22 protein-coding genes are annotated in these 25,064 nt (G+C 62.2%); 6 read left to right on the forward strand and 16 right to left on the reverse strand.

All coding sequences use genetic code 11. The features are described from left to right. Nucleotides 1-85 precede the first annotated feature (85 nt). On the forward strand, nt 86-748 hold the full coding sequence (locus QZ186_RS00305) for a cofactor assembly of complex C subunit B (protein WP_296415034.1): 663 nt from the start codon (nt 86-88) through the stop codon (nt 746-748). Here QZ186_RS00305 and lptC read toward each other — a convergent pair. Next, complete coding sequence (gene lptC / locus QZ186_RS00310) at nt 681-1,889, reverse strand: LPS export ABC transporter periplasmic protein LptC (RefSeq protein WP_296415035.1); 1,209 nt, start codon at nt 1,887-1,889, stop codon at nt 681-683. The genes QZ186_RS00305 and lptC overlap by 68 nt on opposite strands. Next, nucleotides 1,889-3,457 carry a methionine--tRNA ligase gene (metG, locus tag QZ186_RS00315; protein WP_247478444.1) on the reverse strand — a complete coding sequence of 523 codons (1,569 nt, stop codon included), beginning with the start codon at nt 3,455-3,457 and terminating at the stop codon, nt 1,889-1,891. Before metG ends, lptC begins: the two co-directional genes overlap by 1 nt. 73 nt (nt 3,458-3,530) lie before the next feature. Here metG and QZ186_RS00320 point away from each other — a divergent pair, with 73 nt between their 5' ends. Continuing rightward, nucleotides 3,531-5,342, forward strand: a complete 1,812-nt coding sequence (locus QZ186_RS00320; protein ID WP_296415036.1) for an FAD-dependent oxidoreductase — start codon at nt 3,531-3,533, stop codon at nt 5,340-5,342. Between the two features lie 3 nt (nt 5,343-5,345). Here the strand turns inward: QZ186_RS00320 and QZ186_RS00325 are convergent, their stop codons facing one another. From QZ186_RS00325 to rpmG, 3 genes are all read right to left on the reverse strand, one after another. After that, nucleotides 5,346-7,139: a ribonuclease catalytic domain-containing protein gene (locus QZ186_RS00325; RefSeq protein ID WP_296415038.1), complete on the reverse strand. Its 1,794-nt coding sequence runs from the start codon at nt 7,137-7,139 to the stop codon at nt 5,346-5,348. A gap of 237 nt (nt 7,140-7,376) precedes the next feature. Beyond that, nucleotides 7,377-7,598 (reverse strand): 30S ribosomal protein S18, encoded by a 222-nt coding sequence (rpsR, locus tag QZ186_RS00330; protein ID WP_010316983.1) that lies wholly within the window; start codon nt 7,596-7,598, stop codon nt 7,377-7,379. Nucleotides 7,599-7,645: 47 nt separating this feature from the next. Then, nucleotides 7,646-7,840, reverse strand: coding sequence for a 50S ribosomal protein L33 (gene rpmG, locus QZ186_RS00335; RefSeq protein WP_010316985.1), 195 nt, complete (start codon nt 7,838-7,840; stop codon nt 7,646-7,648). 116 nt (nt 7,841-7,956) lie between these two features. Between rpmG and pheT the strand changes: the two genes are divergently transcribed. Further along, nucleotides 7,957-10,419: a phenylalanine--tRNA ligase subunit beta gene (gene pheT / locus QZ186_RS00340; protein WP_296415040.1), complete on the forward strand. Its 2,463-nt coding sequence runs from the start codon at nt 7,957-7,959 to the stop codon at nt 10,417-10,419. On the opposite strand, the gene rlmD is transcribed toward pheT, so the two are convergent. Continuing rightward, entirely contained in the window at nt 10,408-11,784 is a 1,377-nt protein-coding gene (rlmD, locus tag QZ186_RS00345) for a 23S rRNA (uracil(1939)-C(5))-methyltransferase RlmD (RefSeq protein WP_296415043.1), read from the reverse strand. The two genes, pheT and rlmD, sit on opposite strands and share 12 nt — an antisense overlap. A 108-nt stretch (nt 11,785-11,892) precedes the next feature. Here rlmD and QZ186_RS00350 point away from each other — a divergent pair, with 108 nt between their 5' ends. Then, nucleotides 11,893-12,387, forward strand: a complete 495-nt coding sequence (locus QZ186_RS00350) for an allophycocyanin subunit alpha-B (protein WP_010316991.1) — start codon at nt 11,893-11,895, stop codon at nt 12,385-12,387. A 674-nt stretch (nt 12,388-13,061) separates the two neighbouring features. On the opposite strand, the gene QZ186_RS00355 is transcribed toward QZ186_RS00350, so the two are convergent. Together QZ186_RS00355 and QZ186_RS00360 are read right to left on the reverse strand one after the other, a co-directional pair. Further along, nucleotides 13,062-14,126 carry a molecular chaperone DnaJ gene (locus QZ186_RS00355; protein WP_296415044.1) on the reverse strand — a complete coding sequence of 355 codons (1,065 nt, stop codon included), beginning with the start codon at nt 14,124-14,126 and terminating at the stop codon, nt 13,062-13,064. A 25-nt stretch (nt 14,127-14,151) separates the two neighbouring features. Then, nucleotides 14,152-15,717: a DUF3370 family protein gene (locus QZ186_RS00360; RefSeq protein WP_296415046.1), complete on the reverse strand. Its 1,566-nt coding sequence runs from the start codon at nt 15,715-15,717 to the stop codon at nt 14,152-14,154. A gap of 222 nt (nt 15,718-15,939) precedes the next feature. On the opposite strand from QZ186_RS00360, the gene QZ186_RS00365 reads away from it, so the two are divergent. Continuing rightward, nucleotides 15,940-16,074 carry a hypothetical protein gene (locus QZ186_RS00365; RefSeq protein WP_363155472.1) on the forward strand — a complete coding sequence of 45 codons (135 nt, stop codon included), beginning with the start codon at nt 15,940-15,942 and terminating at the stop codon, nt 16,072-16,074. On the opposite strand, the gene QZ186_RS11700 is transcribed toward QZ186_RS00365, so the two are convergent. The 5 genes from QZ186_RS11700 to QZ186_RS00385 are packed head-to-tail and all read right to left on the reverse strand — an operon-like array spanning nt 16,019 to nt 19,839. Beyond that, nucleotides 16,019-16,702 carry a sigma-70 family RNA polymerase sigma factor gene (locus tag QZ186_RS11700; RefSeq protein WP_247478454.1) on the reverse strand — a complete coding sequence of 228 codons (684 nt, stop codon included), beginning with the start codon at nt 16,700-16,702 and terminating at the stop codon, nt 16,019-16,021. The genes QZ186_RS00365 and QZ186_RS11700 overlap by 56 nt on opposite strands. Nucleotides 16,703-16,762: 60 nt before the next feature. After that, the gene (locus QZ186_RS00370) at nt 16,763-17,602 is read right to left on the reverse strand and encodes an ATP adenylyltransferase (RefSeq protein ID WP_296415047.1); all 840 of its coding nucleotides are present in this window, start codon (nt 17,600-17,602) and stop codon (nt 16,763-16,765) included. A 36-nt stretch (nt 17,603-17,638) separates the two neighbouring features. After that, nucleotides 17,639-18,535: a PhzF family phenazine biosynthesis protein gene (locus QZ186_RS00375; RefSeq protein ID WP_296415050.1), complete on the reverse strand. Its 897-nt coding sequence runs from the start codon at nt 18,533-18,535 to the stop codon at nt 17,639-17,641. A gap of 6 nt (nt 18,536-18,541) precedes the next feature. Further along, the gene (locus QZ186_RS00380; protein ID WP_010317000.1) at nt 18,542-19,462 is read right to left on the reverse strand and encodes an NAD(P)H-dependent glycerol-3-phosphate dehydrogenase; all 921 of its coding nucleotides are present in this window, start codon (nt 19,460-19,462) and stop codon (nt 18,542-18,544) included. Further along, on the reverse strand, nt 19,459-19,839 hold the full coding sequence (locus QZ186_RS00385) for a DUF2237 domain-containing protein (protein ID WP_029626305.1): 381 nt from the start codon (nt 19,837-19,839) through the stop codon (nt 19,459-19,461). Before QZ186_RS00385 ends, QZ186_RS00380 begins: the two co-directional genes overlap by 4 nt. A 128-nt stretch (nt 19,840-19,967) precedes the next feature. On the opposite strand from QZ186_RS00385, the gene QZ186_RS00390 reads away from it, so the two are divergent. Then, entirely contained in the window at nt 19,968-20,195 is a 228-nt protein-coding gene (locus QZ186_RS00390; protein ID WP_010317004.1) for a hypothetical protein, read from the forward strand. A 1-nt stretch (nt 20,196) separates the two neighbouring features. Here QZ186_RS00390 and QZ186_RS00395 read toward each other — a convergent pair whose 3' ends face one another. From QZ186_RS00395 to QZ186_RS00405, 3 genes are read right to left on the reverse strand one after another with little or no spacing between them, the layout of a single operon-like run. Next, nucleotides 20,197-20,469, reverse strand: a complete 273-nt coding sequence (locus QZ186_RS00395) for a DUF4090 family protein (RefSeq protein ID WP_296415056.1) — start codon at nt 20,467-20,469, stop codon at nt 20,197-20,199. A gap of 25 nt (nt 20,470-20,494) precedes the next feature. Further along, nucleotides 20,495-24,106 carry a methionine synthase gene (metH, locus tag QZ186_RS00400; protein ID WP_296415058.1) on the reverse strand — a complete coding sequence of 1,204 codons (3,612 nt, stop codon included), beginning with the start codon at nt 24,104-24,106 and terminating at the stop codon, nt 20,495-20,497. A gap of 7 nt (nt 24,107-24,113) precedes the next feature. Next, nucleotides 24,114-25,031: a branched-chain amino acid transaminase gene (locus QZ186_RS00405; protein ID WP_296415169.1), complete on the reverse strand. Its 918-nt coding sequence runs from the start codon at nt 25,029-25,031 to the stop codon at nt 24,114-24,116. Nucleotides 25,032-25,064 lie beyond the last annotated feature (33 nt).

Below are 25,064 nucleotides of genomic sequence, written 5' to 3' on the forward strand. Positions count from 1 at the left end.
AAGATGCCCCATTTGAGCGTCTACCCGCGCCATGTGGAGGCGGATGTGAGCCTGTGACAACGTGAGGGGGCAAAGCGCCGACACCGTGCCTCTTCCAGCTCGCGTCTGCTTGCTCATTGGCATTCTCGGTCTGCTCTTGTGTGTCGGCAATCAGCTCAGCGCGTCTGAGTTGAGCCCTGCGTTGGAGAGGGCGGGGGTGTTGAGCAGCCTGCTCTCGGTTGGCTTGATGCTGGTCGCTGTCCTCTGGACTAGGGCCGCTCCGCTGGCCCCAGATCGGGTGGCGTTAGTCGGTGAGCAGGGCCTGGAGATCGCAGCCGAGCTGCCCGATTCCCTCCGTCAAGAGTTGGGCTGGGGCAGTCAAATGCTGTTGACCGCGACCCCGGCGGCCTCACTGTTACTGCTCTGGCGCGGGCAGGTGCTCCTGCGACGGGGGGTGCTCGACTCCAGCCCCTTTGAGCCAGGCCCGATTTGCGAGCGGGCTTGGGCAACGCAGAAGGCGATCAACCTGGTGAACCTGGCGCTCTACCCCGGTCGTGATGAGTTCAAGGGACTCCCCGAGAACACTCCAGCGCTCATCATTCAACCGATCGCTGAGGATGGACTGCTGCTGGTGGCGGGATGGTCGCCGCGTTGCTTCAGCCGCAGCGATGAGAGCTGGATTGAGGGTTGGAGCTTGAAGCTCAGAACGCAATTGGAGCAGGAGCTCGCTTCTTTCCCCCTCCCCCTTGGCCCTTCGGCGGAAGGGTGAAACGGGAATTCACCCGTTCTCCGGGGGAACTGAAGACAGCGGTTCCGTCGTCACCGATCTTTCCTTCCAAGCGCTTGGCCCGGGTGACCTGCTTGTACGTGTCGCGTTTGAGCACCACCTGATCGGTGGCTACAAACCGCCCACTCGGCCAGTTCCAGAGACACCGCATGGCCGTCAGCCGCTCACCAGGCTGTTCCAACTCGCAGCCACGGGAGACCTTCACATCACTCTTCTCCAGATCGACCGTGAAGCGATCTCCCTTGGCTTTCAGGGCATTGAACTGACCCGTGAAGGGTTGGTCGCTGCTGAGCAACTGATCATTGATGGCCCAGCGGGTTTGCTTGGCGTCGAGCCAACCCTTGCCATCGGCGCGTCGCACCTGCACCGGAGCGACCAGGTCCACATAGCCCTGGCGCAAATTGCCGCGCAGCCCCTGGGCGGTCAGGACAAGGCTGGGCGCTGGCTTTTCGTCTTTGGCTGGAGCCGGCTTGGATTGCTCGAACTGCTCGCCGCGCACCACCGCAGGTGCGGTGAGATCGCCCCGCTCCGGCTTCCAGTCGACCCACTGGGCTTTGACTTTCAGAGGGAGCGGAGCGGGTGTTTTGGCGTTGCCTGCTTTGCTGCGTCCGTCTTGCCAGTGCTCAAGCACGGGGGCACCGCGGAGCTCGACCAGGTCACGCTTGATGAAGTACTGAGCCGTTTCCGCACTGATGCGGGACCGGCGATCGAGGGCCACGGGCCTCTGGTCGATGACCATCAGCTCCTGGCGCGGTAACCAGCGGGCGGTGTCCCCGGTGATCTCAACCGGTTCCTCGCCCAGCAGGGTGATACGGACGGTTCCCTCCAGCTGGATGGCTTGGCCATCGCCGATCACGGTGCCCCGCTCGGCAGCAATCAAGATGCTTGGCTCACCGCGCCGAAAGACCGTGCCCCGGGGCCTCAGTGCCTGGGCCAATTTGCGCTGGATGTCGTAGCGAGCCTCTGGACTTTTGAGCTCCCACGCCGGGGCTCCCTTGGGGTCCTGCTGACGCAGGTCCAAGGCACGGAAGGAAAACGGTTGGCTGCCTTGCCGGGTCGCTGTTGAGCAGCCGACCAGCAGACAGACGGCACTGAGCTGCAGTGCTCGGTTGATCCGAACCATCAGAGCGGATCCTCCAGTTCCAGGCGTGCCATCACCGGGGAGGGCTCAGGCAGCGGTGCTCCGCTCTGGAGTCCACCCCAGCTGAGCTGCTCCAGCCAGGCCGAGCTCACCTGGGCCGTCGCATTGGAATCGGGAATCGGTTGCCCGAGTTGATGCAGCATTCGCCCGGAGAGATCGGGCAAGAGGGGTGCCATCAGCAGGGCCACGAGCCGAGCGGCTTCGAGCACGGCATAGAGGTCGTTGGCCACCTGCTCCCGTGTGCCCTCCTTCTTCATCAAGCTCCAGGGCGCCTGATCATTGAGATAGCCATTGGCGCTAATCGCCAGTTGCAGAGCTGCCTCGGCCGCCGAGCGGAACTCCAGGTTCTCTAGTGCTGCCAGGCTGGCGTCCTTGGCCTGTGCTGCCGCCTGGGCCAGGGGATGGGTGCTGGTCCTGGCCTGATCGGCTGGAGGTACGGCTTCATCGAACCAACGGCGAGCCATGGAGCTCGTGCGGTTCAGCAGGTTGCCGATGGTGTTGGCCAGGTCGTTATTGACCAGATCGGTGAAGCGCTGCTGCTGGAAATCCCCGTCCTCACCAAAGGGGATGTCGCGCAACAGGTACCAGCGCACGGCATCCCGGCCGCAGCGCTCGAGCAGGTCGGCCGGGTCGAGCACGTTGCCGAGGGATTTCCCCATCTTTTGACCCTCGCGGGTCAGAAAACCATGGCCAAAGACCTTGGCCGGCAGGGGGAGTCCAGCCGAGAGCAGCATGGCCGGCCAATAGACGGCATGGAAGCGAAGGATGTCCTTGCCGATCACGTGCACCGAAGCGGGCCAGCCCCTGGAGATCGCTGTGTCGAGATCAGCTGCATCGCCCTCTTCGAGCAGGGCAGTGATGTAGCCCAAGAGGGCATCGAACCAGACATAGAAGGTGTGACCCTCATGGCCTGGCACGGGGATTCCCCAGGGCAGGTTGATCCGTGAAATCGAGAAATCCCGCAGCCCTTGCTTGACGAAGTTTTCGACTTCACGGCGGCGGCTCACCGGCTGAATAAAACCGGGTTGGCTGATCAGGGCCTCGATCTGCTCTTGGTAACGGGAGAGGCGGAAAAACAGGTTCAGCTCATCACGCCATTCCAGCGGCTTGCGGTGGATCGGGCACTCCGGATCCTGGGCCTCATGGGGGTCGTCCTTGAATTCCTCGCAGGCCACGCAGTACCAACCCTGCTGCCGGCCTTCGACGATGTCTCCGCTCGCCTCGACCCGCGCAAAAAACTGCTGGACGACCTGGCGGTGCCGTGGATCCGTCGTGCGAATCAAGCGGTTGTTGCTGATCTGCCAGCGATCCCAGAGCTCTCGGTACTGGGCACTCACACCGTCGCAATGGGCCTGCGGGGTCAGGCCTGCCGCCTCGGCCGTGCGCTGAATCTTCTGGCCGTGCTCATCACAGCCGGTGATGAACAGCACCTCCTCACCCTTCAGTCTCTGGAACCGGGCCAGGGCATCGCAGGCCAGGGTCGTGTACGCGCTCCCCAGGTGGGGCTTGTCGTTGACGTAGTAGAGGGGTGTGGTGAGGGTGTAAGTCATCGGCGGGATCCTACGCAGCCCTTCCCGATCGTGCCTTCAGCTGCGAGCCTGGGGCTGACTCCTCCATCCAGGCATGCCAGCCCGCATTGATTCCGCCCCGGTGGTGGTGTGGGGAGGTGGAACCGGTGGAGTGGCTGCGGCGATCCAAGCGGCCCGCGCCGGCGCTCCGACCGTTCTGCTCACGCCTGGTTCTTGGCTGGGGGGAATGGTCAGTGCTGCCGGGGTCTGTTGCCCCGATGGCAACGAGCTGAGTCCCTGGCAAACCGGCCTCTGGGGGGCCTTTCTGCGGGGTATGGCGGAACGGGAGCCAGAGGGTCTGGACCAGAACTGGGTCAGCTGCTTTGGCTTTCGCCCGATCCAGGCCGAGGCCCTGCTGCAGCAGTGGGTGCAGGAGCTCCCCAACCTCACCTGGCTGACGGGTTGCCGTTGTCTGGCGGTGAACCGTTCCGAGCGGCTGGTGCGCTCCATCGAGATTGAACGTGAGGGCCAGCGGCAACAGCTGGCCTGCAGCGTCCTGATTGATGGCAGTGACCGGGGCGACCTCCTGCCCTTCTTGGATCTCCCCTATCGCTTGGGCTGGGAACCCCAGGAGCTCTGGGGTGAACCCAGCGCCCCCAGTGCAGAACGACTCGCCACGGAGTCGTTCTTTGAACGGCAGCCGGTGCAGTCCCCCACCTGGGTGGTGATGGGACAACTGCATGGGGAAATGCCAGCCCAGGCCTTACCGGAGAAGCCGCTACTGCCCGCTCCGTTTGAGCAGGCCTGCCAAGCGTTTGGGCTGGAACGCACGCTCACCTATGGGCGGTTGCCTGGGGGCCTGGTGATGCTGAACTGGCCTTTGCAAGGCAATGACTGGCATCAGGGTTTGGCCCGTGCCTTCAGCAACCAGGCGGACGCCGAAGCGGAGCTGGAGCGAGAGATGCAGGCCCATAGCCGCAGCTTTGCGGCGGAGCTGATGGAGCTCTGCTCCGGTTGGCTCAGCTTGGGCGATGCCTTTCCGCAGGATTCAGGCAGTCCTGACCCTGCCCTGGCGGCCATGCCGTACTGGCGAGAAGGGCGGCGAATGGTGGGCCGCAGCACCGTCATTGAGCAGGATCTCCTTCCCGAACGATCGGGCCGCTCGATTTCAACTCTGCCCCGCAATCAAGAGGGACAGATCAGTTCCATTGCCGTTGGCAATTACGCCAATGACCACCACTACCCAGGGGATGACTGGCCCCTGGCTGCCAAGAGCTGCCGCTGGGGTGGGCGCTGGAGCGGCACGCCGTTTTGTGTGCCCTACGAGGCCCTCCTGAGTGCCGATCTCGACAATCTTCTGGCCGCCGACAAGGCCTTCAGCAGCTCCCATATGGCAAACGGTGCCACGCGCCTGCAGCCAGTGATTTTCAACATTGGTCAGGCCGCGGGTGCGGCTGCCGCCCTGGCATTTGAACGCGGTGGCGTTCCCTCTGACCTCCCGGTGATTGACATTCAGGAGCGCCTGATTGCCGACCCCGTTGCGCCAGCCGGGGTCATTCCCCTCTGGGACACCCCCTTCAACCATCCCGATTGGGCTGCGCGTCAGCGCGCCGTTCTTCAAGAACCAGGACGGTTAAGTGGATCTGGCTCATGGCAGGGAGCCAGCTCTGGCGCCGCCCAACCGGCTCCATCGGCCATTGATCGAGCTCGTGTGCACGTCCAAGGAACGATTCGTCCCATGGGGGATGGTTCCTATGCCGTTGATTTGGCAGAAGCAACGTGGGGCCGCAGTCGCTGGTCTGTGATCACGCTTGAACCCTGCGTCGATCAGTGGCTTGAACAACTCGATGGCCCCAGGCAGGTGGAACTGCTGGGCTGCTTCAACCCCTGGGGGCCTTGGCTCAGAGTCTCGGCTGTCTCGCCCTAGGTCTTAACTGGCCGACGCCACGAGTCTCAGCTGATCCTGAAGAGAGTCGACCGATTGGATGCGCAGCAGCAAGGCGTCCCCCGGGGTTGCGTGGCTTGGGCATTCCGCAGCCAGATCCATCGCCAGCTCATCGATGCGAACCAGGCCAAGATTGTCCTGTGGCCGTAGCCAGCGCAGAAACTGAGCTCGCCACTGCTGGCCCTTCTGTCCTTCAAACCAAACCTGCTGCCAATGCCGCTGGTCTTCTCGGGAAATAGCGATTCCCTCGCGGATGGCGGCATCGACCGCGTTCACCAGCTCCTGCAGGGCGTCTTCCGAGAGCGGCTCCTCCGCGGCCAACTGGCGCTGAACGAGCAGATCGCCATAGCGCCGGATCGGTGACGTGGCCTGCACATAGGCCGGAAGCCCGAGGCTGAAATGGGCCGCTGGCTTGGTGCCCATCAAGCCGCGACTCAAGCAGCGCTTGATCGCGGCGAATCGAACGGCTCCGTCTGGAAGGGCGTCCAATTCCGCTTGTCCTGGGAGTTCAGCAGGCAGCTGACTGCGATAAGGAAGGGCGATTCCCCTGTCCTGTCCGAGCTGAGCAGCGACGGCACCGGCAAGGATCATCGCTTCGGCCACCATCTGGCGCGAGTTGCTCGGTTCGGTGACCTCGAGCTGGGCCAGTCCCTCCCGGGCTCGAATCCGGCCTTCAGGCAGATCCATTTGCAGTGCCCCTTGTGAGAGTCGCCAGCGCCGCCTGGCATTCAGCAGGGCTTCCAGATCAGCAAGATCGCTGTCCTGCGGTGGGGCCAGTTCGATCAGCTCATCGGCATCGTCATAACTGAGTCGATAGATCGGCTTGACCCAGCTGCGCACCATGCCGTAGTCCGACAGGGATCCGTCCTCGTTCAGCTCGGCCCAGGTGCTCCAGGCCGCCGTGCGGCGTCCGGCCCGCAGGCTGAAGACCCCGGTGGAGAGCTTGTCCGGAAACATCGGCACATTGCCCTGGGCCAGGTACAGGCTGCTGGCCCGCTTGCGCGCCTCTAGGTCGAGGGGCGAGCCAGCTGGAATCAATCGCCCTGGATCGGCCACATGGATCCAGATCCTTGTCCGGCCAGCGGCAGTTTTCTCGATTGCCAGACCGTCATCGATGTCGCGGGTGTCGTCATCGTCGATCGTCACGCAGCGTTGCTGGCAGAGGTCGACCCGAGTCGGGTCGCTTGGCTGCGCCTGCTCAGCCTCTGCCTCTAGTCGTTGCGCTTCCAGGACAAGCGACTCTGAAAACCCTTCACTCCAGACCGTCCCGGCCAGGGAGAGGAGCTGGTGGGGGTCCCATTGACCCAAGTCCACCAATAGATGACGCAGTTGGGAGCGCTCTTGCGTCAGATGCAGCAGCGACAGGCTCTGACGCAACCCATCCGGGAGCTCAGACAACTCACGGCGTCCACTGGCCGTCTCCTTCAGCAGCTCGAGCCACTGCAGATGCAGGGCGCTGCACTGATCTGCTGTTGTTGGTTGGCGCCTCTTCAGCAGTTGAAGCCAGCGCCGTTCTTCCTCTTCTGCAATCGCCTTGAGACGTCGTTCGCGACGCAGTGGCTTCAGCTCCTCCAGGGTGCGGGCCTGAACATGGCCTTGTTTCCAACGGAACCACTGCTGACCACCCACTAGGGCCAGCCAACAGGCACTCAACTGGAGCGGTTCAGTGTTGCCATAGAGCAGATCGCAAAACTCCTGCAAGCTCACGGCTTCGCCGGAGTCCTTCAGCAGGAGCCATGCGGCCCCCCAAGCGGAGGGGCGTGGTTTGGCCGCTGCCACTCGGTCGTGGTTGAGGGCCCATGGAGAAGCCCCCAGCCGCTGCGGCGCTGACGCACCACTGGGCAGGGGGCAGATGAGCTCAAGGTGTCTTTGCGGGACAACCTGTTGCTTGGAGTCAAATCCAACCTTGAGCCGCGCTTTGCTGCCCTGGATGGATTCAACGATGGCAAGTTGAGGCGAGCGGGACTCCTGCAGACCGACGAGATCGCCGCTGTGGAAGACCGCAACGCTCAGGGATCAGCCCTCGGGATTCACGAAGGGCAGGAGAGCCACAATCCGAGCGCGCTTGACCGCGTTGGTCAGATCGCGCTGCTGCTTGGCGGTGAGGCCAGTCAGACGACGGGGCAGGATTTTGCCGCGCTCGGTGATGAACTTCTTGAGCAGATCGACATCCTTGTAGTCGATCGGTTCACCGGGCTTAATCGGTGAAAGGCGTTTCTTGAAGAAGGAACTAGGCATGACTGAACGGAGGAGAAATGCAGAACGCGGAGATCACGCCGCCGAGATCACTTGATCTCTTTGTGGACCGTCGACTTGTTGCAGTGCGGGCAGAACTTCTTGAGTTCAATCCGTTCAGTGGTGTTGCGGCGGTTCTTCTGGCTGGTGTAACGAGACACGCCAGGGGACCGCTTGGCGGGGTTGGACCGGCATTCCGTGCACTCGAGAGTGATCACGATCCGGACGCCCTTGTTCTTAGCCATAAAGGACGTTGCGCCGCTTGTGCGATGCGATTGGACAGTGGACAACCATACCTTGTCGCCTGACCTGGCCTGGTGTCTTGCCTCTTTAAAGTCGACGCTCTGTTTGCCCGTGTCAGATGCAGGTCTCGCTCCAATGGCTCCGGGAGCTGGTGGCCTGCGATCTGGCACCGGACGTTCTCGCTGAGAAGCTCTCGATTGCCGGCTTCGAGGTGGAGGAGATCACCGATCTGGCCGCCCGTGCAGCAGGGGTGGTGGTTGGTTTTGTTGAGCAGCGGGAACCCCACCCGGACGCCAACAAGCTGAGCGTCTGCACGGTCTCAGTCGGCGCTGAAGCTCCGCTACAGATCGTCTGTGGAGCCAAAAATGTGCGCGCCGGCATTCACGTCGCCGTCGCCACCGTGGGGGCCTACCTGCCGGCCGTCGATTTAAAGATCAAGCCCGCAGAGCTGCGCGGGGTCGCCAGCAGCGGAATGATCTGCTCGCTCTCAGAGCTCGGGTTGGCCGATAGCTCGGACGGAATTGTTGTTCTCGAGGAGGCCCTTGAGTCCGTTCCGGCCATCGGCAGCCCGGTTGGCCCCCTCTTTGGTCTCGACGATCAGGTCTTGGAGTTGGCGATTACCGCCAACCGCCCCGATGGTCTCTCGATGCTCGGCATCGCCCGCGAGGTGGCTGCACTGACTGGGGCAACCCTCAACCTGCCCTCCGCAGCACCGGTGGTCAGCTCCGAGGCACTGCCTGTGGGCGCCGATGTTCAAGACCGCATCGAAGACGGCGGCCTGTTCAGTCTGACCGCCCTCTCGGGCCTCAAGGTCGGCCCCTCGCCCCGTTGGCTCCAGAGCCGACTCGAGCGTGCTGGTCTCCGGCCGATCAACAACGTCGTGGACATCACCAACCTGGTGATGCTGGAGCAGGGACAGCCCCTGCATGCCTTTGATGCAGATCGACTGGCCCAATTGAGCGAAGGCCGCCTCGACCCGGCGGCGATCGATCTCCGCGCTGGCCGCCCTGGCGAAGCCTTTACGACCCTCGATGGCAGCGACCACAGCCTCAGTGAAGACGCCTGGGTCGTGAGCTACGCGGACCACGCGATTGCGCTGGCCGGTGTCATGGGAGGTGACGCGTCGGCTGTTCAGGAGAAGACCACATCGATCTGGCTCGAGGCGGCGATGTTTGCTCCCCAGACCGTCCGCAAGAGCGCCCGCAGCTTGGGGCTGCGGACCGACGCCAGCAGTCGCTTTGAAAAGGGCCTGCCGCTCGAAGTCACCCTGTCTGCCGCCGACCGCGCCGTGGCCTTGCTGCAGGAGATCTGCGGGGCCCAACTGGACGGTCGCTGGCTGCATCAACGTGTCGAGGGAGCCAAGCCGCCACTCGAGCTACGCCGCGACGCATTGCATAACCTCCTCGGTCCTGTGGTCACGGCCGATGGCGAGGAGATCGATCTAGAGGATGCAGAGATCGAGCGGATCCTCGAGGCCCTGGGCTGCAGCCTTCAGGCCGGCGAGGAGGGTTGGTTGGTGCAGGTTCCGCCTGCCCGGGCCATGGACCTGCAACGGGAGGTGGATCTGATTGAGGAGGTTGCCCGCTTGGTGGGCTACGACCGTTTCGCCAGTCACCTGCCGGACCCCATTGCCCCGGGGGGGCTGACCCCGCTGCAGGAGGCCGAGCGCCGGCTGCGCCGCCTCTTGGCTAGCGCTGGTCTCCAGGAGGTCTGCAGCCTGTCCCTCGGCCCTGCAGAGGTCGACCGTCCGGGTGCTGATCCCAGCCGCCGCGTCGCCCTCGCCAATCCGTTGTTGGCCGACTACAGCCACCTGCGCGACAGCCTGGTCGATGACCTGCTTTCGGCGGCGCAGCGCAACCTGAAGGCTGGTCGTGGCGGTTTTTGGGCCTTCGAGATTGGCAATGTGTTTGATGCCAAGGCCCAGGGTTCACCGCAAAGCCAACACCTCGCTGGTGTGATCTGTGGTTCCCGTCAGGCCGAGCTCTGGAGCCAAAGCGGCAAGCCCCAAGCGCCTGATTACTTCAGTGCCCGTGGTGTTCTCCAATCAGCACTCGCCGCCCTGAAGCTGCCCTTGGAGGACAGGCGGTTGAGTGATCATCCGCTGCTCCATCCCGGTCGTGCAGCCCAGATCGTGGTTGAAGGGCGGCCACTGGGGTATTTCGGTCAGATCCATCCGGCCCTTGCGGAGCAGTTCGATCTACCGGCCACCACTTATCTCTTCCAATTGGAGGTTGGCGCGCTGTTGAGTGCGGCGACCCGGCGCAATCGCTGGCAACCCAGCTTTGCCCCCTTCGCCACGGTGCCCGCCTCCGAGCGCGATCTCGCCCTTGTGGTCCCAACGGACACCGCCAGCGCTCAGCTGTTGAATGCGATCCGCAAGGCGGGCAAGCCCCTCCTGGAGCAGGCTGAACTGGTGGACCGCTACGACGGGGAGCAGGTCGCGCAAGACTCCTGCAGCCAGGCGTTCCGCTTGCGCTATCGGGATCCCAAGCGCACGCTCAAGGACACCGAGGTCGACGAGGCGCACGAGAAAATCCGTGCGGCCCTCGAAAAGCAGTTCGGTGCCCAGCTACGCGGCTGAACCGCTGTGGGTCAGTAGGGCCAGGGTCTCGACATGGCTCGTCTGAGGGAAGAAATCAACTGGTTGAACCGTCTCAAGGCGGTAGCCGCCTTCTTCACCGCAGAGTTGCTGTAAGTCCCTCGCCAGGGTCGAGGGATTGCAGCTGATGTAGGCCAACCGATCTGGAGTGCCATCAAGGATGGCGCCGAGCGCCTCGGCACTCAGTCCCTTGCGGGGCGGATCCACCAGGAGGGATCCGGTCATCTTCAAACGCTCGGCCAGCACCGCGGCCACGTCAGCCTGTTCAAAAAAGGCGGTCGTGATCCCGTTGCGTTCGGCATTGGCCGTGGCTTGGCTGACCGACAAGGGATGCACCTCAAGGCCTAGGACCTTCAGGCCAGAGCGTGCCAAGGGCAGGCTGTAGGTCCCGATTCCGCTGTAGGCGTCGATCACCGTTGCGCTCTTCCCTGCAGCAAAGAATTGCCGCAGTGGTTCAACCAGCCGCTGCGCTTGGGCTGTGTTGACTTGAAAGAAGGTGTCAGCTGCGATGCGCAGCTCAATGCCATCAAAGATTTCAAGTAGCCAGGCGCGTCCGGCGATCAGGTCAGTCTCTGGGCCCATTACGACGTTGGAGGCCTTCGGCTGAACGTTGAGCCCGACCCCGACGACCTCCGGCCATCGCTCCATCCAGCGTTGGGCCAGGGACTCAAGTCCCTTGAGTTGCCGGTGGCTGCTCACCAGCGTGATCAGGATTTCCCCCGTTGCTGATCCCACGCGTAGGGCCAGATGACGCAGCCCGCCTTTGGCGCTGAGGTTCACATCAACGGGCCAGCCGGTCTTCTCCAAATCCTTCTTGATCGGCTCAATCAAGGCATCGATCCTTGGATCAAGGACCGGGCAGTGATTGAGATTGACGATCTTGTGGCTGCCGCGTCTGTAGTAGCCCGCCCTCAAGCGGCCGTCTTCCGCGCGCTCCAGTGGGATGAGGGCGCGATTTCGGTATCCAAAGCCCTGCTCACAGCCCCAAACCGGCTCAACGCTGGTCTCCAATTTGGCCAGCCGGCTGAGGCTCTGCTGAACCAGGTCCCGCTTCAACTCCAGCTGCATCGCACTGGAACAGTGCTGGAGGCTGCAGCCTCCACAGCGCTCCGCAAGGATGCACGGCGGCTTTTCCCGTTCGGGACTCGCCTGACTGACCTCCAGCAGATCAGCCTCCAGATGCCGCTTGGCACAACGGCGCACACGGGCTTGAACCGTTTCACCAGGCAGTGCCCCGGGGATAAACACAGCGGTTTCCATCCAGCGGCCCACGCCCTGGCCCTCATGGCCCAGCCCTGTGACCAGGACCTCGATGGTTGAGCCCAACTGCACCTTGCTTGCTGCCATCACCCGCTTGCCGTCCTTCTTTGACCCTATCGGTGCGTAAACACCTGCTCAGAGCGGGGCTTTTCAGCGCTTGTCCTGGATACAGTGGCTGGGTCAATGGTGGTTTCGATGAGCGTCGTACGCGATCTGATCCTTCAGGCAGACGATCAGCTCCGCTATCCCACCGGCGGTGAGCTGCGCTCCATGGTGGAGTTCCTCTCCACCGGCTCTAATCGCCTTTCCGTTGTCCGGATCCTGACTGACAACGAAAAGAAGATCGTTGACGAAGCCTCGAAGCAGCTCTTCAGCCGTAAGCCCGAATACGTCGCACCTGGCGGCAACGCCTACGGCTCTAAGCAACGGGCCCAGTGCCTGCGCGACTTCGGCTGGTACCTGCGTCTGGTCACCTACGGCGTCCTGGCTGGCAGCACCGAGCTGATTCAGAAGATTGGCCTCGAGGGTGCTCGTGAGATGTACAACAGCCTCGGTGTTCCGATGCCCGGCATGGTCGAATCCATGCGTTGCATGAAGGAAGCCGCTCTGGTGCTGCTCAGCCAAGAGGATGCTGCCGTCGCCGCTCCTTACTTCGATTTCTTGATTCAAGGAATGCAGACCCCCTGCTGAGCTTCATCCCTCTTGAGTCATCGGCCGGCACACGCCGGCTTTTTTCATGCTCACTCACAGGATTAGACATGTCGCTCTTGTCCTGGATGAGACGCGTGCATAGTCTCAGCGCGCTGGTCTAATGGGTTGCCTGAGACTCATTCTCTGCACGACCGAAAGGGTGAGAAACAGCGCGACATTGTCAGTCCCATCATCTCCTCATCACAAGACCTGAACTGCGTCTCAGGCGTACCGACTGAAACACTCCTCGAATGCCTCTGGCTGGACTTGCGCAGACTTTTACCGAAGCTCTTCTCGTGGGTCGCTGTGGCCTTCCAGGCCTAGACCCTCAGTAGGACCAATAGGAGACGATCGAGTTGGTTTTGCCGGAAAACACCGGAAATGAGCCGATACACAGAAGGAATCAGACGCGTACCTGTGTCTACAGCAGGTACGCGCCTTTGGGAAAGCAGGCCTGAACTGACTTCTTGAGCGTTGTCCAGAGTGTTGGACAGTGCTGGTGAGATGCAAGGACATCGCCTGAATGCTCGGTCTTGTGCAGGCTGTCAATGCATTGCCTCGTGCAGCCAAAACAACGACAAATGCCTATCTATAAAGAACTAATCCACACTGCTTTAGCGTCTGAGAATCGTCGCATCCCGGGACTGGCGACGAGTCTCGTCTGCGACCTGTGATTAGGCAACGTCGCGATAGCGCTCCTTGAGGAACTGGTAGGCCTCGTTGAGGCGACGCATCGCATCAGCTGATCCGCCGGCATCAGGGTGATGGCTGACGGCTTGGGTGCGGTAGGCCTCCCTGATCTCCCGCAGGCTGTAGGGGCGATCGGCGACCGTGGCGAGCTGGAGCATCTTCAGGGCGCTGTGCACCGTCATGCTGTTGTCGATGGCATCAAAGGAGGTGCTTCGCTTGCTGCGGCTTCGGTGACGCTGGACGAAGCGTGTGATCAAGCTCGGAACACGTGCGGCCAGCGTTGATCCACCAAAGGGGTCCTCAAGGATTCCCGCAGCAACGATCACGCGCTCAAGGGTCGGGGTCCCCTCCTCCCACTCGGGCGCATAGGAGAACATCACCTGTTGAACCAGGTTCCAGCCGAAGGGACGTCCGTCGCTGTCCCCCGATTGCGGCCAGATATCCCGGCCGAGCCAGACCATGGCCGCTTCCAGCGCAGCCTCCGTTGGCGCTTGGCCGTAGACCTCGCTCCAGTGCGAGGCGACCTGTTGCATGGCTTGTTCCAGTTCAAGCCGGTGGATCAGGGCCAACGTGGCGTCAGGCGTCGCCGCGCGGGGAGGCGCGTCGAGGGTTTGCTTGACGCGCTTGGCTTGCTTGCGCACGAAGCCGGGAAGCTGAATGCCGCCTGTGGCGGCAGGAGGCTCCGGGGACCCCTCCCGCAAAACCTCACTGCTCTCGGATGAGACACGGCTCCGGTCTCGCTGTGCGACCAAGCCTGAGTGCACGAGAACAATTGAAAGGTCTTCGTCGAGGGGAATGGGTCTCTGCTCTTCTTCGACCTCGAGTGAGTCCCGTTCCTCCCCCTCCGGAGTCTTGTGAGGCTGCGATTGCGAGGAGTCGTCCTGGTCTGCGTCCTCGTCCTGGGATCCCCTGACTTCCTGAAGTAGGCGTTCAACCGTGGCGCCGCGGCTGCGCAAGCCGAGCTGACCTTTCAGCCCGTCGATCCAGTCCAAAAGCTCCTCGCTGAGTTCCAGCGAGATCCGCCGTTTGTCGGTCTCTCGCTGGCTCACTCAGGCTCGGGAACTGTTGTTGAGGTTATCGACCCAACAGGGAGTTCATCATCTTTTGTTGGGCCTCGACAGCCTGCTGGTAGCGGAGCATCAAGCTCTCACTCATGCGTGTCGGGTTGATCACTGCGGCAGAAACGCCCTCCAGATTGGGAAGTGCCGGTGGGGGCTCAACCCATTGCGGGGGAGCGACGACCGGTGGCGCGACCGGCCTGATCGTCACAGGCTCAAAGACTGGTGACTTGATCGCCGCTGCAGGAACCTCGGGTGGGCTTTGTTTTGTGGCGGCAGCAGCGACCGCAGTCATCGTCTCCCGTTGTTTGAGATTGGCCAATTGCTGGTCCGAAACCACGCTCAGCAGGTGCCCAGGGGTTGCATCCGCTGGATAGACCAGGCTGACCTTGACGGGATTGCTCTGACCCGGCCGTAGATAAAGGTCGGCAATGGGGAGGCTTTCGCCGGACTTCATCCCGACGTGGACCTCTTGGTATCCATCGGATGTTTCGATGCGGATTGAGCCGCGGAAGGCGGTGAATTTGCCTCGGCCATTGATCGTGGGATGGCTGAGCACCAACTTGTGGGGGCCTGTGCCCGTGAGATTCATGGTGACGTCAAAGCGCACCCCGTAGGTCCCGACGTTGTTTAACGAGGAATCAACCATTCGGGTGACCAGGGGATTGATCTGAACTTCCCCGGTGCCGAAATGGTGGCGGTTGGTGCTGGTGAGGGGCACGTGCAGTGCACCTTGCTGGAGGTCATGGGACACGCTTGCGGTGTATTCGTCGCCAATGGCGACGCCCGCCACCCGTGAGAAGACCGTGCCGTTTTCAATTTGGCGAATCCGGCTGAGGTAAACCCGACCCGGTGCCAACCGCCGTTGATCCAGGACAGCGATCAGATCTGCATCGGACTGGGGATCCTCGGCGGCCACCACAGCCATCTGGAACGGTCCATCGCTTCGTCCCTTCAGCAGTCCATTGGCAATGCCCTTGGCTGGGAGTTGAGTGCTGAAGAGAACAATCCTGCTGCGGGCGGGGATGGTGATCTCATCGGCCAGTCTCCGGTCCAGCTTGCCGCGCAGCATTTGCACGGCTGTCGCGTCCCCTGGCCCGGTGTTCCATGGGCGATGGCCGAGAGGCTTCACGCCCATCAGATTGTCGGACTGGTAGGGCGCTTCAAAGCTGTTGCGGACAGCCCCTTTCTCAAAGCGAATGTGAACGGGCTGACTGCTGGGGTTGATCAGCAGGGTGGCCAGGGTGAGTTCACCGCGGCGTCCACCACCGCTACCCATGCGGCTCTTGTCATTCGGGTAGTACTTGTGGTGAACGTGAAGGCCGAACTCACCGTTAAAGGTGTAGGTGGCGTTGGCAAGGGGTTGTCCCGTCTCCGCCGCAATGGTCTGTCCGGGTGTTGTCGTCACCAGGATGCCTGGTCCATGCACCTCCTCCGGTTGGTTGGAGTGCAGGACCGGAACGGTGTTGAACGCACCCTGCAGCGGCCGGGCCTGCTGGCCGGCCATCAAGGCCACATCGGCTTGAGCCGGGATAGGGGCGATCAACACGCCGCCAACGAGAGCAATTGCGAGGGGTCTCATCAGACCTATGGGACCAACTGCTCTCAACGTGCGAATGATTGGCGGTGGGGTGCGTTGCTGCTCCGAATTCTTTTATCTCCGGCTGATCGAAATCAACACAGAGGCTGATGCTCCTGCCGCCTGTCGCGGCAAACCACTGCTGCTGGCTAGAACGATTGAACTCAAGCATTCTCCATGATTCCTCCGTTCTTTGCTTGCGCTGATGCGGGTTCTCCGGCCCAGATGCGTCGCCGTCACCAAGAGCGCAAGCATCAGATGTTGACCTTCTGGCGCGACGGTCTGGAGCGTCAGCTGGCGGCGATCAATGCGGCCCTGAGCACCCTCGAGCGCCAAATGCAGGATTCCAGCGAGTCCTGAGCTCCTCCAGTCCAGCGTGAAGCCTGCGCCGGACCGTTGCGGAGCTGATCCCCAGCAGACCAGCGGTCCGGCGCAGGCTGTAGCCCTCCAAGACCACAAGCTCCACAACCTGACTGTGGCGTTGCTGGATCGACGCCAACCAGGACTGCGCCATTGCCCGTGGCAGCAACGGGTCTGTCTCGTCGTCCATGGCTGCGATCCCCTCACAGCGCTCAGGGTCAAGCCAATCGAGCCTCTCTAGCTGTTCGGCCTGCTGCAGGACACGCAAGGCTGTCTCACTCCAGCCCAGTCGGCGGCCTAAGCCCACTGTTGCTTGGTTGCCAGTAGCGGCCTCAATCTTGTTCAACTGCGCTAACCGATCCTGAACAGATCGGGGCAAGCGCACCAGCCGGCTGTTGTCTCTGAGGTGCCGAAGGATTGCGCCGCGGACAAAGGGCTTGGCATAGGCACCAAGGCTGCGGTCAGGTCCTGGCTGAAACCGCGCTGAGGCCCTGAGGAAACCGACCCAGCCAGCCTGGATCAAATCGTCGACGGGTTCCCTGCAGCGCTGGGCGTAGTGCCGTGCTGTTCCGAGGACAAGACCGCGATGCCGCTTAACTTCTGCGGCCTGCTCCCGCGTGGTGGGCATGGAAACAAGGTGTGCTTGCTTCAGCAAAACCTTGACCCGTCCCCCGCGTCGTCGGTGAATTCACCGAGGTTGAGCCACCGTTCGCAGCAGCTCCAAAGGACCATGGCGCTCGAGCCAATCCCGATCGGAGCCGTTCGTGAGCAGTAGGTAGCCAGCAAAACCAAGGGCATTCACGCTGAACCCCGCCGCGTGCTCCCTGGTGCGGGCCACGGTCATGAACCAGTCGGGGCTGATCAGCACGTTGTAGGGAGCTCCTGGGTGCTCGGACATCGACGGTTGCCCAAGACCCAAGCTCTCCGTTTGCTCGAGGTAGAGGCGCTCGAGTTCCGCCGCCGCTTCAGCCCCAGCCGGTGCGGTCCGGTGACTCACGCGATAGCGCCAGGGCCAGGGATCCTCCAATCCAGCCAGTTGGGCCCGGATAGCGCTGTCGAGGGGACAACAGACCTCAGACGGCTCCCGCGGCAGCAGCTGCAGGTGGCGATGGGGCTGGCTCGCCCCGGCTTCGGGGCAACTATTGAAAAACCAAAGACCACTGGTGCAGGCGTCAACAGCAGCCAGTTGCCTCCAGTCGGCCTGCTCGAGCCAGCCGGCCTGCGGCCTCCACTGCTGCGTGATCAAGAGCAGGTGGCCCCGTTGAACGGGAAACTTGTTCAGCAGCAACAGGTGGCTGCTTCCGAGTCGTTCCACCTCCAGGCGCTGATCCCAGGGAAGAAAGGGATTTGGCTTGGGCCCCTCCCGGCGCAGATGTTTCGGTGTGGCCGATTCCAGTCGGCGAATGACGAATGGCTCGCAGCGCGCAAGGCCTTCCAAAGCGGTATCCAGGGGGACCAGCGCACCGTTGGCTTCAGCCACGTCGCTGCAGCGCAGCGCTGCTGTGCCGTAGCGCCCCAGAACGCCCATCTCCTTGACCAAGGCCAGATCTGATTAAAGCGCCACTCAGTCCTGACTGCAGACGCTCCAGTCGCCTGGAACATGCCCTGGAGGGCCGGCTGCGACTGAGCCTGACCAGAGGACATGGCCCAGACCACTAAGGCGCACGCGGTAACCCTCCTGGAGCTCACAGCGCATCCCGCCGCAGCGGGCCGAGGGCTGCCAGCCGTGCAGGGTGGACTTGCCGAGCGCATCGGCCCACCAGGGGGCGACGAGGGCATGGGCTGAACCCGTTACCGGATCCTCCTCAATGCCGAGGCCTGGGGCAAAGAAGCGCAGCTGGTAGTCGCAGGTCTGGCCAAAGAGCTCAGCGGAGCTCCCGGCCTGCATCACCACCAGACCTTGACGATCAGCCCCTTCGAGGCGCTCACTCACCCCCCGGAGCTCCCGCAGGATCAGCGCGCTGTCCACGAGTACGACGCGATAGCCCAAGTTCGAGCGCCAGTAGCCCAAGACGTCGCTGTCCAGAACCTGCCTCAGATAGCTCGGTGCCTGCTCATGGATGAGGGGTTCGCTGGGCAGCACCAGGGAGGCAGCTCCCCTCACCTGCGGATCAACGCGAACCGCTAAGCCACCGCTTCGGCTCGCCAGGCGGAGCTCGTCTCCTACTGGAACCAGGTTCCAGTGCTGCAGGGCCAGGGTTGCGGCCAACGTTGCATGCCCGCAGAGGGGCACCTCACAGGTTGGTGTGAACCAGCGAATGCACCACTGCTGCCTGGGGTTCAGCCAAAGAAAGGCCGTCTCAGATTGCTTCAAACTGCCCGCCAGGGCCTGCATCCACTCTGGGCTGGCCGCCTCCTGCAGTTCCACCACCGCTGCGCCGTTGCCGCACAGGGGACCATCAGCAAACGCCTCGATCAGCAGAGCCCGCCGCGCCGTTGGATCGGAAGGAAGCTCAGGCATCCAGCGCTAGGCCTGCTCATCACGAAGGGACCGCTGCATTAAGGCATGAACCGCCTCTTGGGGGCTACTTCGGCCGTCTGCCGTACGCACCACCTGCTGGCAGATCGGTAGGGACCAGCCGTGGCGCTCGCCCAGTGCCGCAACAGCCTGAGCAGTCTTGAATCCCTCGACAGTGGCGCCAACGCTGGCTTGGGCTTCGCTGGCACTGGCCCCTCCCGCCAGGGCCAAACCAAAGCGGTAGTTCCGGCTGAGGGGGCTGTTCGCTGTTGCCAAGAGATCACCCAGACCCGCCAACCCGTAGAGGCTGCCCTGCTCTCCCCCCAGGTTCTGAATCACCAGTCCCATCTCCGCCATCCCCCGGCAGAGCAACGAGGCCTTGGCGTTGGCTCCGAGCTGCAGGCCATCGCAGATACCAGCCGCGATCGCCATCACGTTTTTAAGCGCACCCGCGAGTTCCACTCCAAGCGGATCGGCACTGGCATAAAGCCGCAGCTGATCGGAGCTGAGCTGCCGCTGCAGCTGCTGAACCCGATCGAGCTCCACCCCGGCCAAAACACTCGCCGCCGGGCAGCCCTGGGCCAATTCAGTCGCAAGGTTGGGACCACTCAGCACCAGAGGGTTGAGCTCGGGATTAGCGGCCTGCCAGATCTGACTTGCGGTGAGCTGGGTCTCGGGGTCGAGCCCCTTGCTACAGCTCAGCAGCGGCACTCGCAGGTCCCAGTCCCCAGCTAGGTCTGTGGCCAGCTGCTTGCTCCCTGCAAGGGAGACGGCCACCAGCACCAAATCGACAGCACGTATCGCTTCGAGAGGGGACCCTCCGCTGCGGCGGCTCCAAACCTTGATCTGGTGCCCCTGGCGGCTGAACAAATCAGAAAGGGTCTGCCCCCAAGCCCCAAGGCCCAGGACACCGATGCTGAGGGCGGTCACTGGTCCGCCGCGTGGGCCTGAAGCAGCTCGAGGGGAATCACGTCCAGGCTGGAGTCCTCACAAGCTGCGAGGCGGACGGGTGGGGCCATGCCGTCTTGGTAGGCCTCGAGCCAACGGGCTGCACAGACGCACCAGTGGTCACCGGGTTTGAGCCCGGGGAAGCCATAGGCGGGCATCGGGGTCGTCAAATCATTCCCCTGAGCCTTCGAGTAGCTGAGGAATTGTTCATTGACGACGCAACAGACGCTGTGACGCCCCAAATCCGCTGCGTTGGTGCGGCAGCTGCCGTCGCGAAACCAGCCAGTCATCGGGTCACATCCACACTCCTGCAACGGTTCTCCAAGAACGTTGAGGGACGTGGTCTCAGCTGCGTTCATCGTTGGGTTGTGCCCGGTTTCAGCCGGTGAATGACGTCAATTCTGACGAAGGAGTGGAACAAAACCGCCGGGGAGGTTGACGGGATCGGGGGGTAAGGCGTTAAAGGTCATTCAGCCAACCCCCCTACATGAGCTGGGACTTCACCGAAGACGGCGCCTTCCTGGCCCTTTGCGATGCCTTCAAGGAGAGCGGCGAGAGCTCTGCCATTGAGTTCTTGGCCAACGGCGAGGGCGCATTCCACTTCCAGGAGTTAGCTCAGAACGCGGCTGGAGAAGGTGTCGATCTATCGGACTCCTCTGACCTCGAGGAGTTCCAACAGGAAGTGATCGACACCATGGAAAATCTCTGCGGCTGATTCAGCCGTAGAAGAAGGCGACCTCTTTGTCCTTCAGGCCATCCCAGCCAGCCGCCTTGAGGCGTGCATCGAGGGTCTGTTGGTCAAAGTGCTTCGAGCCGGTTTTAACCACACGGTTCCGCATTGATTTTTTGACGCCGCTGCGGGCCCGTTGACTCTCCAGATCCATCACCTCGTTGTAGAGGGCCAGCATCTCCTGAGGGATCGGGCTTCCATCGAGATCAATGCCTGAGGCGATTGCAGCATCGACGCCGCCAGGTCCGGCAATGGCCATCGGTCAAGGGTGAGGGGCCCTGACCCTAAGCGGAGAAATAGCGAGCCTGGCTGTGCAGGGCGACCAGAGCTGTGGTGCTCTGCTCGGGCTCCAGTTGGTCGCTCTCGTCCATGCTCAACCCAATGCGATCCGTACCCAGCCAGGTGAGCTGTTGACGGGAATCCGGGACGTTGGGGCAGGCGGGATAACCAAAGGAGTAGCGACTGCCGCGATAGCGCTGAGCTAAGACATCGCGCAGGGGCATGTCTGCGGGGTCCGGATAGCCCAGCTCGCTGCGAATGCGGGCATGGACCCATTCGGCCAAGGCCTCTGCCATTTGAACGCCAAGTCCATGGAAGTACAGGTAGTCGCTGTACTGATCGCCCTTGAAGAGCTCCTGGGCGAATTCGGTGGCCCGCTCACCCATGGTCACCGCCTGCATCGGCAGCACGTCTGTGGCCCCGGGGGCGAGGTCGCGATAGAAATCAGCGATGCAGTAGCGGTTGCCTGATCGCTGGCGCGGCAGCTCAAAGCGTCCGAGCTCCTGGTCGTGTTGCTCAGGGTTAAACACCACAAGGGCATTTCCATCACGGCCACAGGGGTAGTAGCCGTAGGCCACCCGAGGGCTCAGCAGGGCCTCATCGATGCAGCGCTGCTTCCAGTGGGCGAGGACCGGCTCAGCCTTCTCAGCGAGCATGGCCTCATAGTCCTCGCGGGACTGTCCTTGGGCCTTGCGCAGTTGCCACTGCCCGGCGAAGAGGGCATTGCGATCCAGGTAGGCGAAGACAGATTCGATGTCGATCGCGTCTTCCCGCAGGACCTGACTTCCCCAGAACGGAGGGGTGAGGGCTGGCTCTTCAGGGACGGCTTCGGAGCGTTCCGTTGAGACGGGAGTTAGCGCAGCGGGAGTCGATTCAGCCGCTGCCTTGCCGCCAGAGCCCTCTGGCTGACCGTCAGATTCGCCAGCATTGTCCAGACCAAGGCCCTCGGGAATCGCACCCAGGAACCCCTTGGCGTTGTCCCACTGCTCATCCGCTTTGGCGGTCACGAGGGCATCCATGAACCGCAGGTCAGCAAACGCATCGCGGCCGTAAATCACCTGACCGGCATAAACCTCACGGCAGTCCTTATTGACAAAGCGAGGGGTCAACGCAGCACCACCAAGGATCACAGGGACATTGATCCCTGCCTCATTGAACGCAGCCAAGTTGTCCTTCATGAAGGCCGTTGACTTGACCAACAACCCACTCATGGCAATGCAATCAGCGTTGTGCTTCTGCTGCGCCTCAATGATGGCCTCGACGGGCTGCTTAATGCCCAGGTTGATCACCTCGTAGCCGTTATTCGTGAGGATGATGTCAACGAGATTCTTGCCGATGTCATGGACATCGCCTTTGACAGTGGCAATCAAGAACTTCGCTTTCGCTGAACTCTCACCCTCCACCTTGTCCATTAATGGCTCCAGGAAAGCCACCGCAGACTTCATCGTCTCGGCACTCTGAAGCACAAAAGGCAACTGCATTTGGCCGGAGCCGAAGAGTTCACCTACCACCTTCATCCCATCAAGCAGGAAGGTGTTGATGATGTGCAGCGGTTTGTAGGTCTCAAGCGCAAGACGCAGGGCATCCTCAAGGCCAATGCGCTCGCCATCGATGATGTGCTGCTTGAGCCGCTCCTCAACCGGAAGGTCTGCCAAGGAGGGACCGGAGGCGCGGGCTTCCTTGGTGGACACGCCCTCGAACAGCGTGGTGAGCTCCGTCAGCGGGTCATAGACGCAGACGCCGTTCTCAAAGCGCCTGCGGTCATTGATCAGATCGCGGCAGACCTGCTGGTGCTCCTCACTGATCTTGATCAGGGGGAGGATTTTCGCAGGGCTCACGATGGCCGCATCCATGCCCGCCTCACAGCAGTCGTGCAGGAAGACGGAGTTCAGAACGATGCGAGCCGCAGGTGACAGGCCGAAACTGACGTTGCTGACACCGAGAACCACATGGACGCCCGGGAGGTTTTCGCGAATCATGCGAATCGCCTGGACGGTGGCGAGGCCGTTCTCACGGTCCTCTTCGATGCCCGTTGAGATGGGCAGCGCTAGAGGGTCGTAGAAGATTTCATGGGCTGGAATGCCGTATTCCAGGGCGTCCCGGTAAGCGCGTTGTGCGATGGCGAATTTGCGCTCTGCGCTGCGGGCCATCCCCTCCTCATCAATGGTGCCGACCACCACACCAGCGCCATAGTCACGCGCCAGTTCCAGCACTTTGAAAAAGCGCTCGTCACCGTCTTCGTAGTTGGTGGAGTTGAGGATGCACTTGCCACCGGCCACCTTCAGGCCAGCTTCCATCTTTTGCCACTCCGTGGAGTCGAGCATCAAGGGAAGGTTGACGTTGGTGACCAGACGGCTCACCAAGGCATGCATATCGGCCTCGCCATCGCGGCCGACGTAATCGACGTTGACATCGAGAACGTGGGCGTTCTCCTTGACCTGCCCCCGGGCGACGGAAACCAGACCATCCCAGTCCTCTTCAGCCAGCAACTCCCGGACCTTCTTGGAGCCACTGGCATTCAGCCGTTCACCAATGATCAGGAAGGAGTTGTCCTGCAGATAGGGGGTAACGCCGTAGATCGAACTGGCTGAGGGTTCGTACTGCAGGGCTGGCCGTGGAGCATCAGCATCCGGCTCAGTGCTTCCACGCACGCTGCGTTCTGCAGGTTGCAGTTCAGAAGCGAGCTCCGCCAGGGCCGCAATGTGGGCCGGAGTCGTGCCGCAGCAGCCACCGATCACCTGGACACCCAGGTCCTCGACGAAGTGCATCAGCTGCATCTTCATCTCTGTGGGTGTGAGGCGGTAGTGCGCCACACCGCCAATGTTCTCGGGTAATCCCGCGTTGGGGATACAGCTGACGACGAAGGGGCTATGGGCCGAGAGGTAGCGGACGTGCTCCTTCATCTGCTCGGGGCCGGTCGCGCAGTTCAGGCCGAGAACATCGATCGGAAAGGGCTCAAGGATCGCCACGACAGCGGCAATATCCGAGCCCACCAGCATCGTGCCGGTGGTCTCCATGGTCACGCTGACCATCAGGGGACGCCGTTCACCTGTTTTGGCAAAGGCCTGTTCAATGCCCTGGAGGGCCGCCTTGATTTGCAGGACGTCCTGACAGGTTTCAACGATGAACAGGTCGACATCTCCTGCGATCAGGCCCTCGGCCTGCTCCGCAAAGGAGTCGCGCATCTCATCGAAGCCAATGTGCCCAAGGGTTGGCAGCTTCGTCGTCGGACCCATCGATCCGGCCACAAACCTGGGCTTCTCAGGCGTTGAGTAGGCCGCCGCCATTTCACGGGCAAGCTCCGCGGCCCGCTTGTTGAGCTCAAAGGCCTTGTCTTGGATGTCGTACTCGGCCAAGACCGTTGAGGTCGCCCCGAAGGTGTCGGTCTCGATCACATCGCAGCCGGCCTCGAGAAACTGACGATGCACCGCCTGGACGGCATCCGGGCGCGTGAACACCAGGTTTTCGTTGCAACCCTCGAGGGCCAGGCCGCCGAAGTCATCAGCAGTCAGATCCATCTGCTGCAACGACGTTCCCGTTGCGCCGTCAAACACCAGCACTGGCCGCGCAGGGCTGTGCAGGCGTTCAAGGAAACCGATGCGTTGTGTGGCGAGCATCAACCGATCAACCGTCCAGGCGAATGCGCGTGACCCAATGGTCAAAGGCGGGATCACGCCCTTCGGTGATGGCGGTCAGGCGCTCGCGAATGGCGGTCATCACCGGACGCTCAGCACTGAGTTCAGTGGTTTCCACACGACGAATCGGCGTGACCTTGGCGGCTGTACCGCTCAAGAAGACTTCATCGGCAATGAATAACTCGCTCTTGTCGACGGGACGCTCCAGGGTGGGGATCCCCATCGCCTTAGCCAGCTCCAGAACACTGGATCGTGTGATGCCCTCAAGAATGTCCTGATCGACACCTGGTGTGATCAGGACACCATCGCGAACGAGGAACAGATTCATGCCGCTGGCCTCGCTGACCTTGCCGCGGCTGTTGAGCAGCAGAGCCTCATCAAAACCGCTCTTGACGGCCTCTGTTTTGGCGAGTGAACTGGTGATGTAGGCGCCGCTGATCTTGCCGCGCAGGGGCAGGGAGCGATCTTCTTGGCGGGTCCAGGAGCTAATCCGGCAGCTCACCCCCTCAGGGGAGAGATAGTCACCGAGCTCAAGGCCGTAGATCAGGAAATCGGTCTCAATGTTGTGCAGCCTCGGGGCAATCCCCAGGTCACTTGTGTAGACGAAGGGACGCAGATAGACCGGGCAGGTGGGGCGATTGGCGCACAGGAACTGATGGATCGCGCTGTGGATCGTGTCTTCGCTGAGCTCTGTCAGTAGGAGACGCGCGCTCTGACTTAATCGGCGGGCGTGGCGGTCGGCCCGGAACAGAAGAATCTCGTTGGCATCGGCCGGATTGGGGATCGCCCGCATTCCGCCAAACGCACCGGTCCCGTAGTGCAGGGCGTGGGTTGCCACCGACAGCGTGGCCTCCGCAAAGGGCACACACTTGCCACCGAACCAGGCGAAGGGCAGGAACTGATGCATGGGGTCGGTGGGGGCGGCCACAGCTGCAGACGA

The organism is Vulcanococcus sp. DEBay_Sum29NL08_54 (assembly GCF_017859255.1).
GTDB lineage: Bacteria > Cyanobacteriota > Cyanobacteriia > PCC-6307 > Cyanobiaceae > Vulcanococcus.

Excerpts from the sequence above, each read along its gene's own strand:
- lptC (WP_296415035.1), bottom strand. The coding sequence starts at position 1,889 with ATGGTTCGGATCAACCGAGCACTGCAGCTCAGTGCCGTCTGTCTGCTG.
- metG (WP_247478444.1), bottom strand. The coding sequence starts at position 3,457 with ATGACTTACACCCTCACCACACCCCTCTACTACGTCAACGACAAGCCC.
- QZ186_RS00320 (WP_296415036.1), top strand. The coding sequence starts at position 3,531 with ATGCCAGCCCGCATTGATTCCGCCCCGGTGGTGGTGTGGGGAGGTGGA.
- rpsR (WP_010316983.1), bottom strand. The coding sequence starts at position 7,598 with ATGCCTAGTTCCTTCTTCAAGAAACGCCTTTCACCGATTAAGCCCGGT.
- rpmG (WP_010316985.1), bottom strand. The coding sequence starts at position 7,840 with ATGGCTAAGAACAAGGGCGTCCGGATCGTGATCACTCTCGAGTGCACG.
- pheT (WP_296415040.1), top strand. The coding sequence starts at position 7,957 with ATGCAGGTCTCGCTCCAATGGCTCCGGGAGCTGGTGGCCTGCGATCTG.
- rlmD (WP_296415043.1), bottom strand. The coding sequence starts at position 11,784 with ATGGCAGCAAGCAAGGTGCAGTTGGGCTCAACCATCGAGGTCCTGGTC.
- QZ186_RS00350 (WP_010316991.1), top strand. The coding sequence starts at position 11,893 with ATGAGCGTCGTACGCGATCTGATCCTTCAGGCAGACGATCAGCTCCGC.
- QZ186_RS00360 (WP_296415046.1), bottom strand. The coding sequence starts at position 15,717 with ATGAGACCCCTCGCAATTGCTCTCGTTGGCGGCGTGTTGATCGCCCCT.
- QZ186_RS00365 (WP_363155472.1), top strand. The coding sequence starts at position 15,940 with ATGCGTCGCCGTCACCAAGAGCGCAAGCATCAGATGTTGACCTTCTGG.
- QZ186_RS11700 (WP_247478454.1), bottom strand. The coding sequence starts at position 16,702 with ATGCCCACCACGCGGGAGCAGGCCGCAGAAGTTAAGCGGCATCGCGGT.
- QZ186_RS00370 (WP_296415047.1), bottom strand. The coding sequence starts at position 17,602 with ATGGGCGTTCTGGGGCGCTACGGCACAGCAGCGCTGCGCTGCAGCGAC.
- QZ186_RS00375 (WP_296415050.1), bottom strand. The coding sequence starts at position 18,535 with ATGCCTGAGCTTCCTTCCGATCCAACGGCGCGGCGGGCTCTGCTGATC.
- QZ186_RS00385 (WP_029626305.1), bottom strand. The coding sequence starts at position 19,839 with ATGAACGCAGCTGAGACCACGTCCCTCAACGTTCTTGGAGAACCGTTG.
- QZ186_RS00390 (WP_010317004.1), top strand. The coding sequence starts at position 19,968 with ATGAGCTGGGACTTCACCGAAGACGGCGCCTTCCTGGCCCTTTGCGAT.
- QZ186_RS00395 (WP_296415056.1), bottom strand. The coding sequence starts at position 20,469 with ATGGCCATTGCCGGACCTGGCGGCGTCGATGCTGCAATCGCCTCAGGC.
- metH (WP_296415058.1), bottom strand. The coding sequence starts at position 24,106 with ATGCTCGCCACACAACGCATCGGTTTCCTTGAACGCCTGCACAGCCCT.
- QZ186_RS00405 (WP_296415169.1), bottom strand. The coding sequence starts at position 25,031 with ATGCATCAGTTCCTGCCCTTCGCCTGGTTCGGTGGCAAGTGTGTGCCC.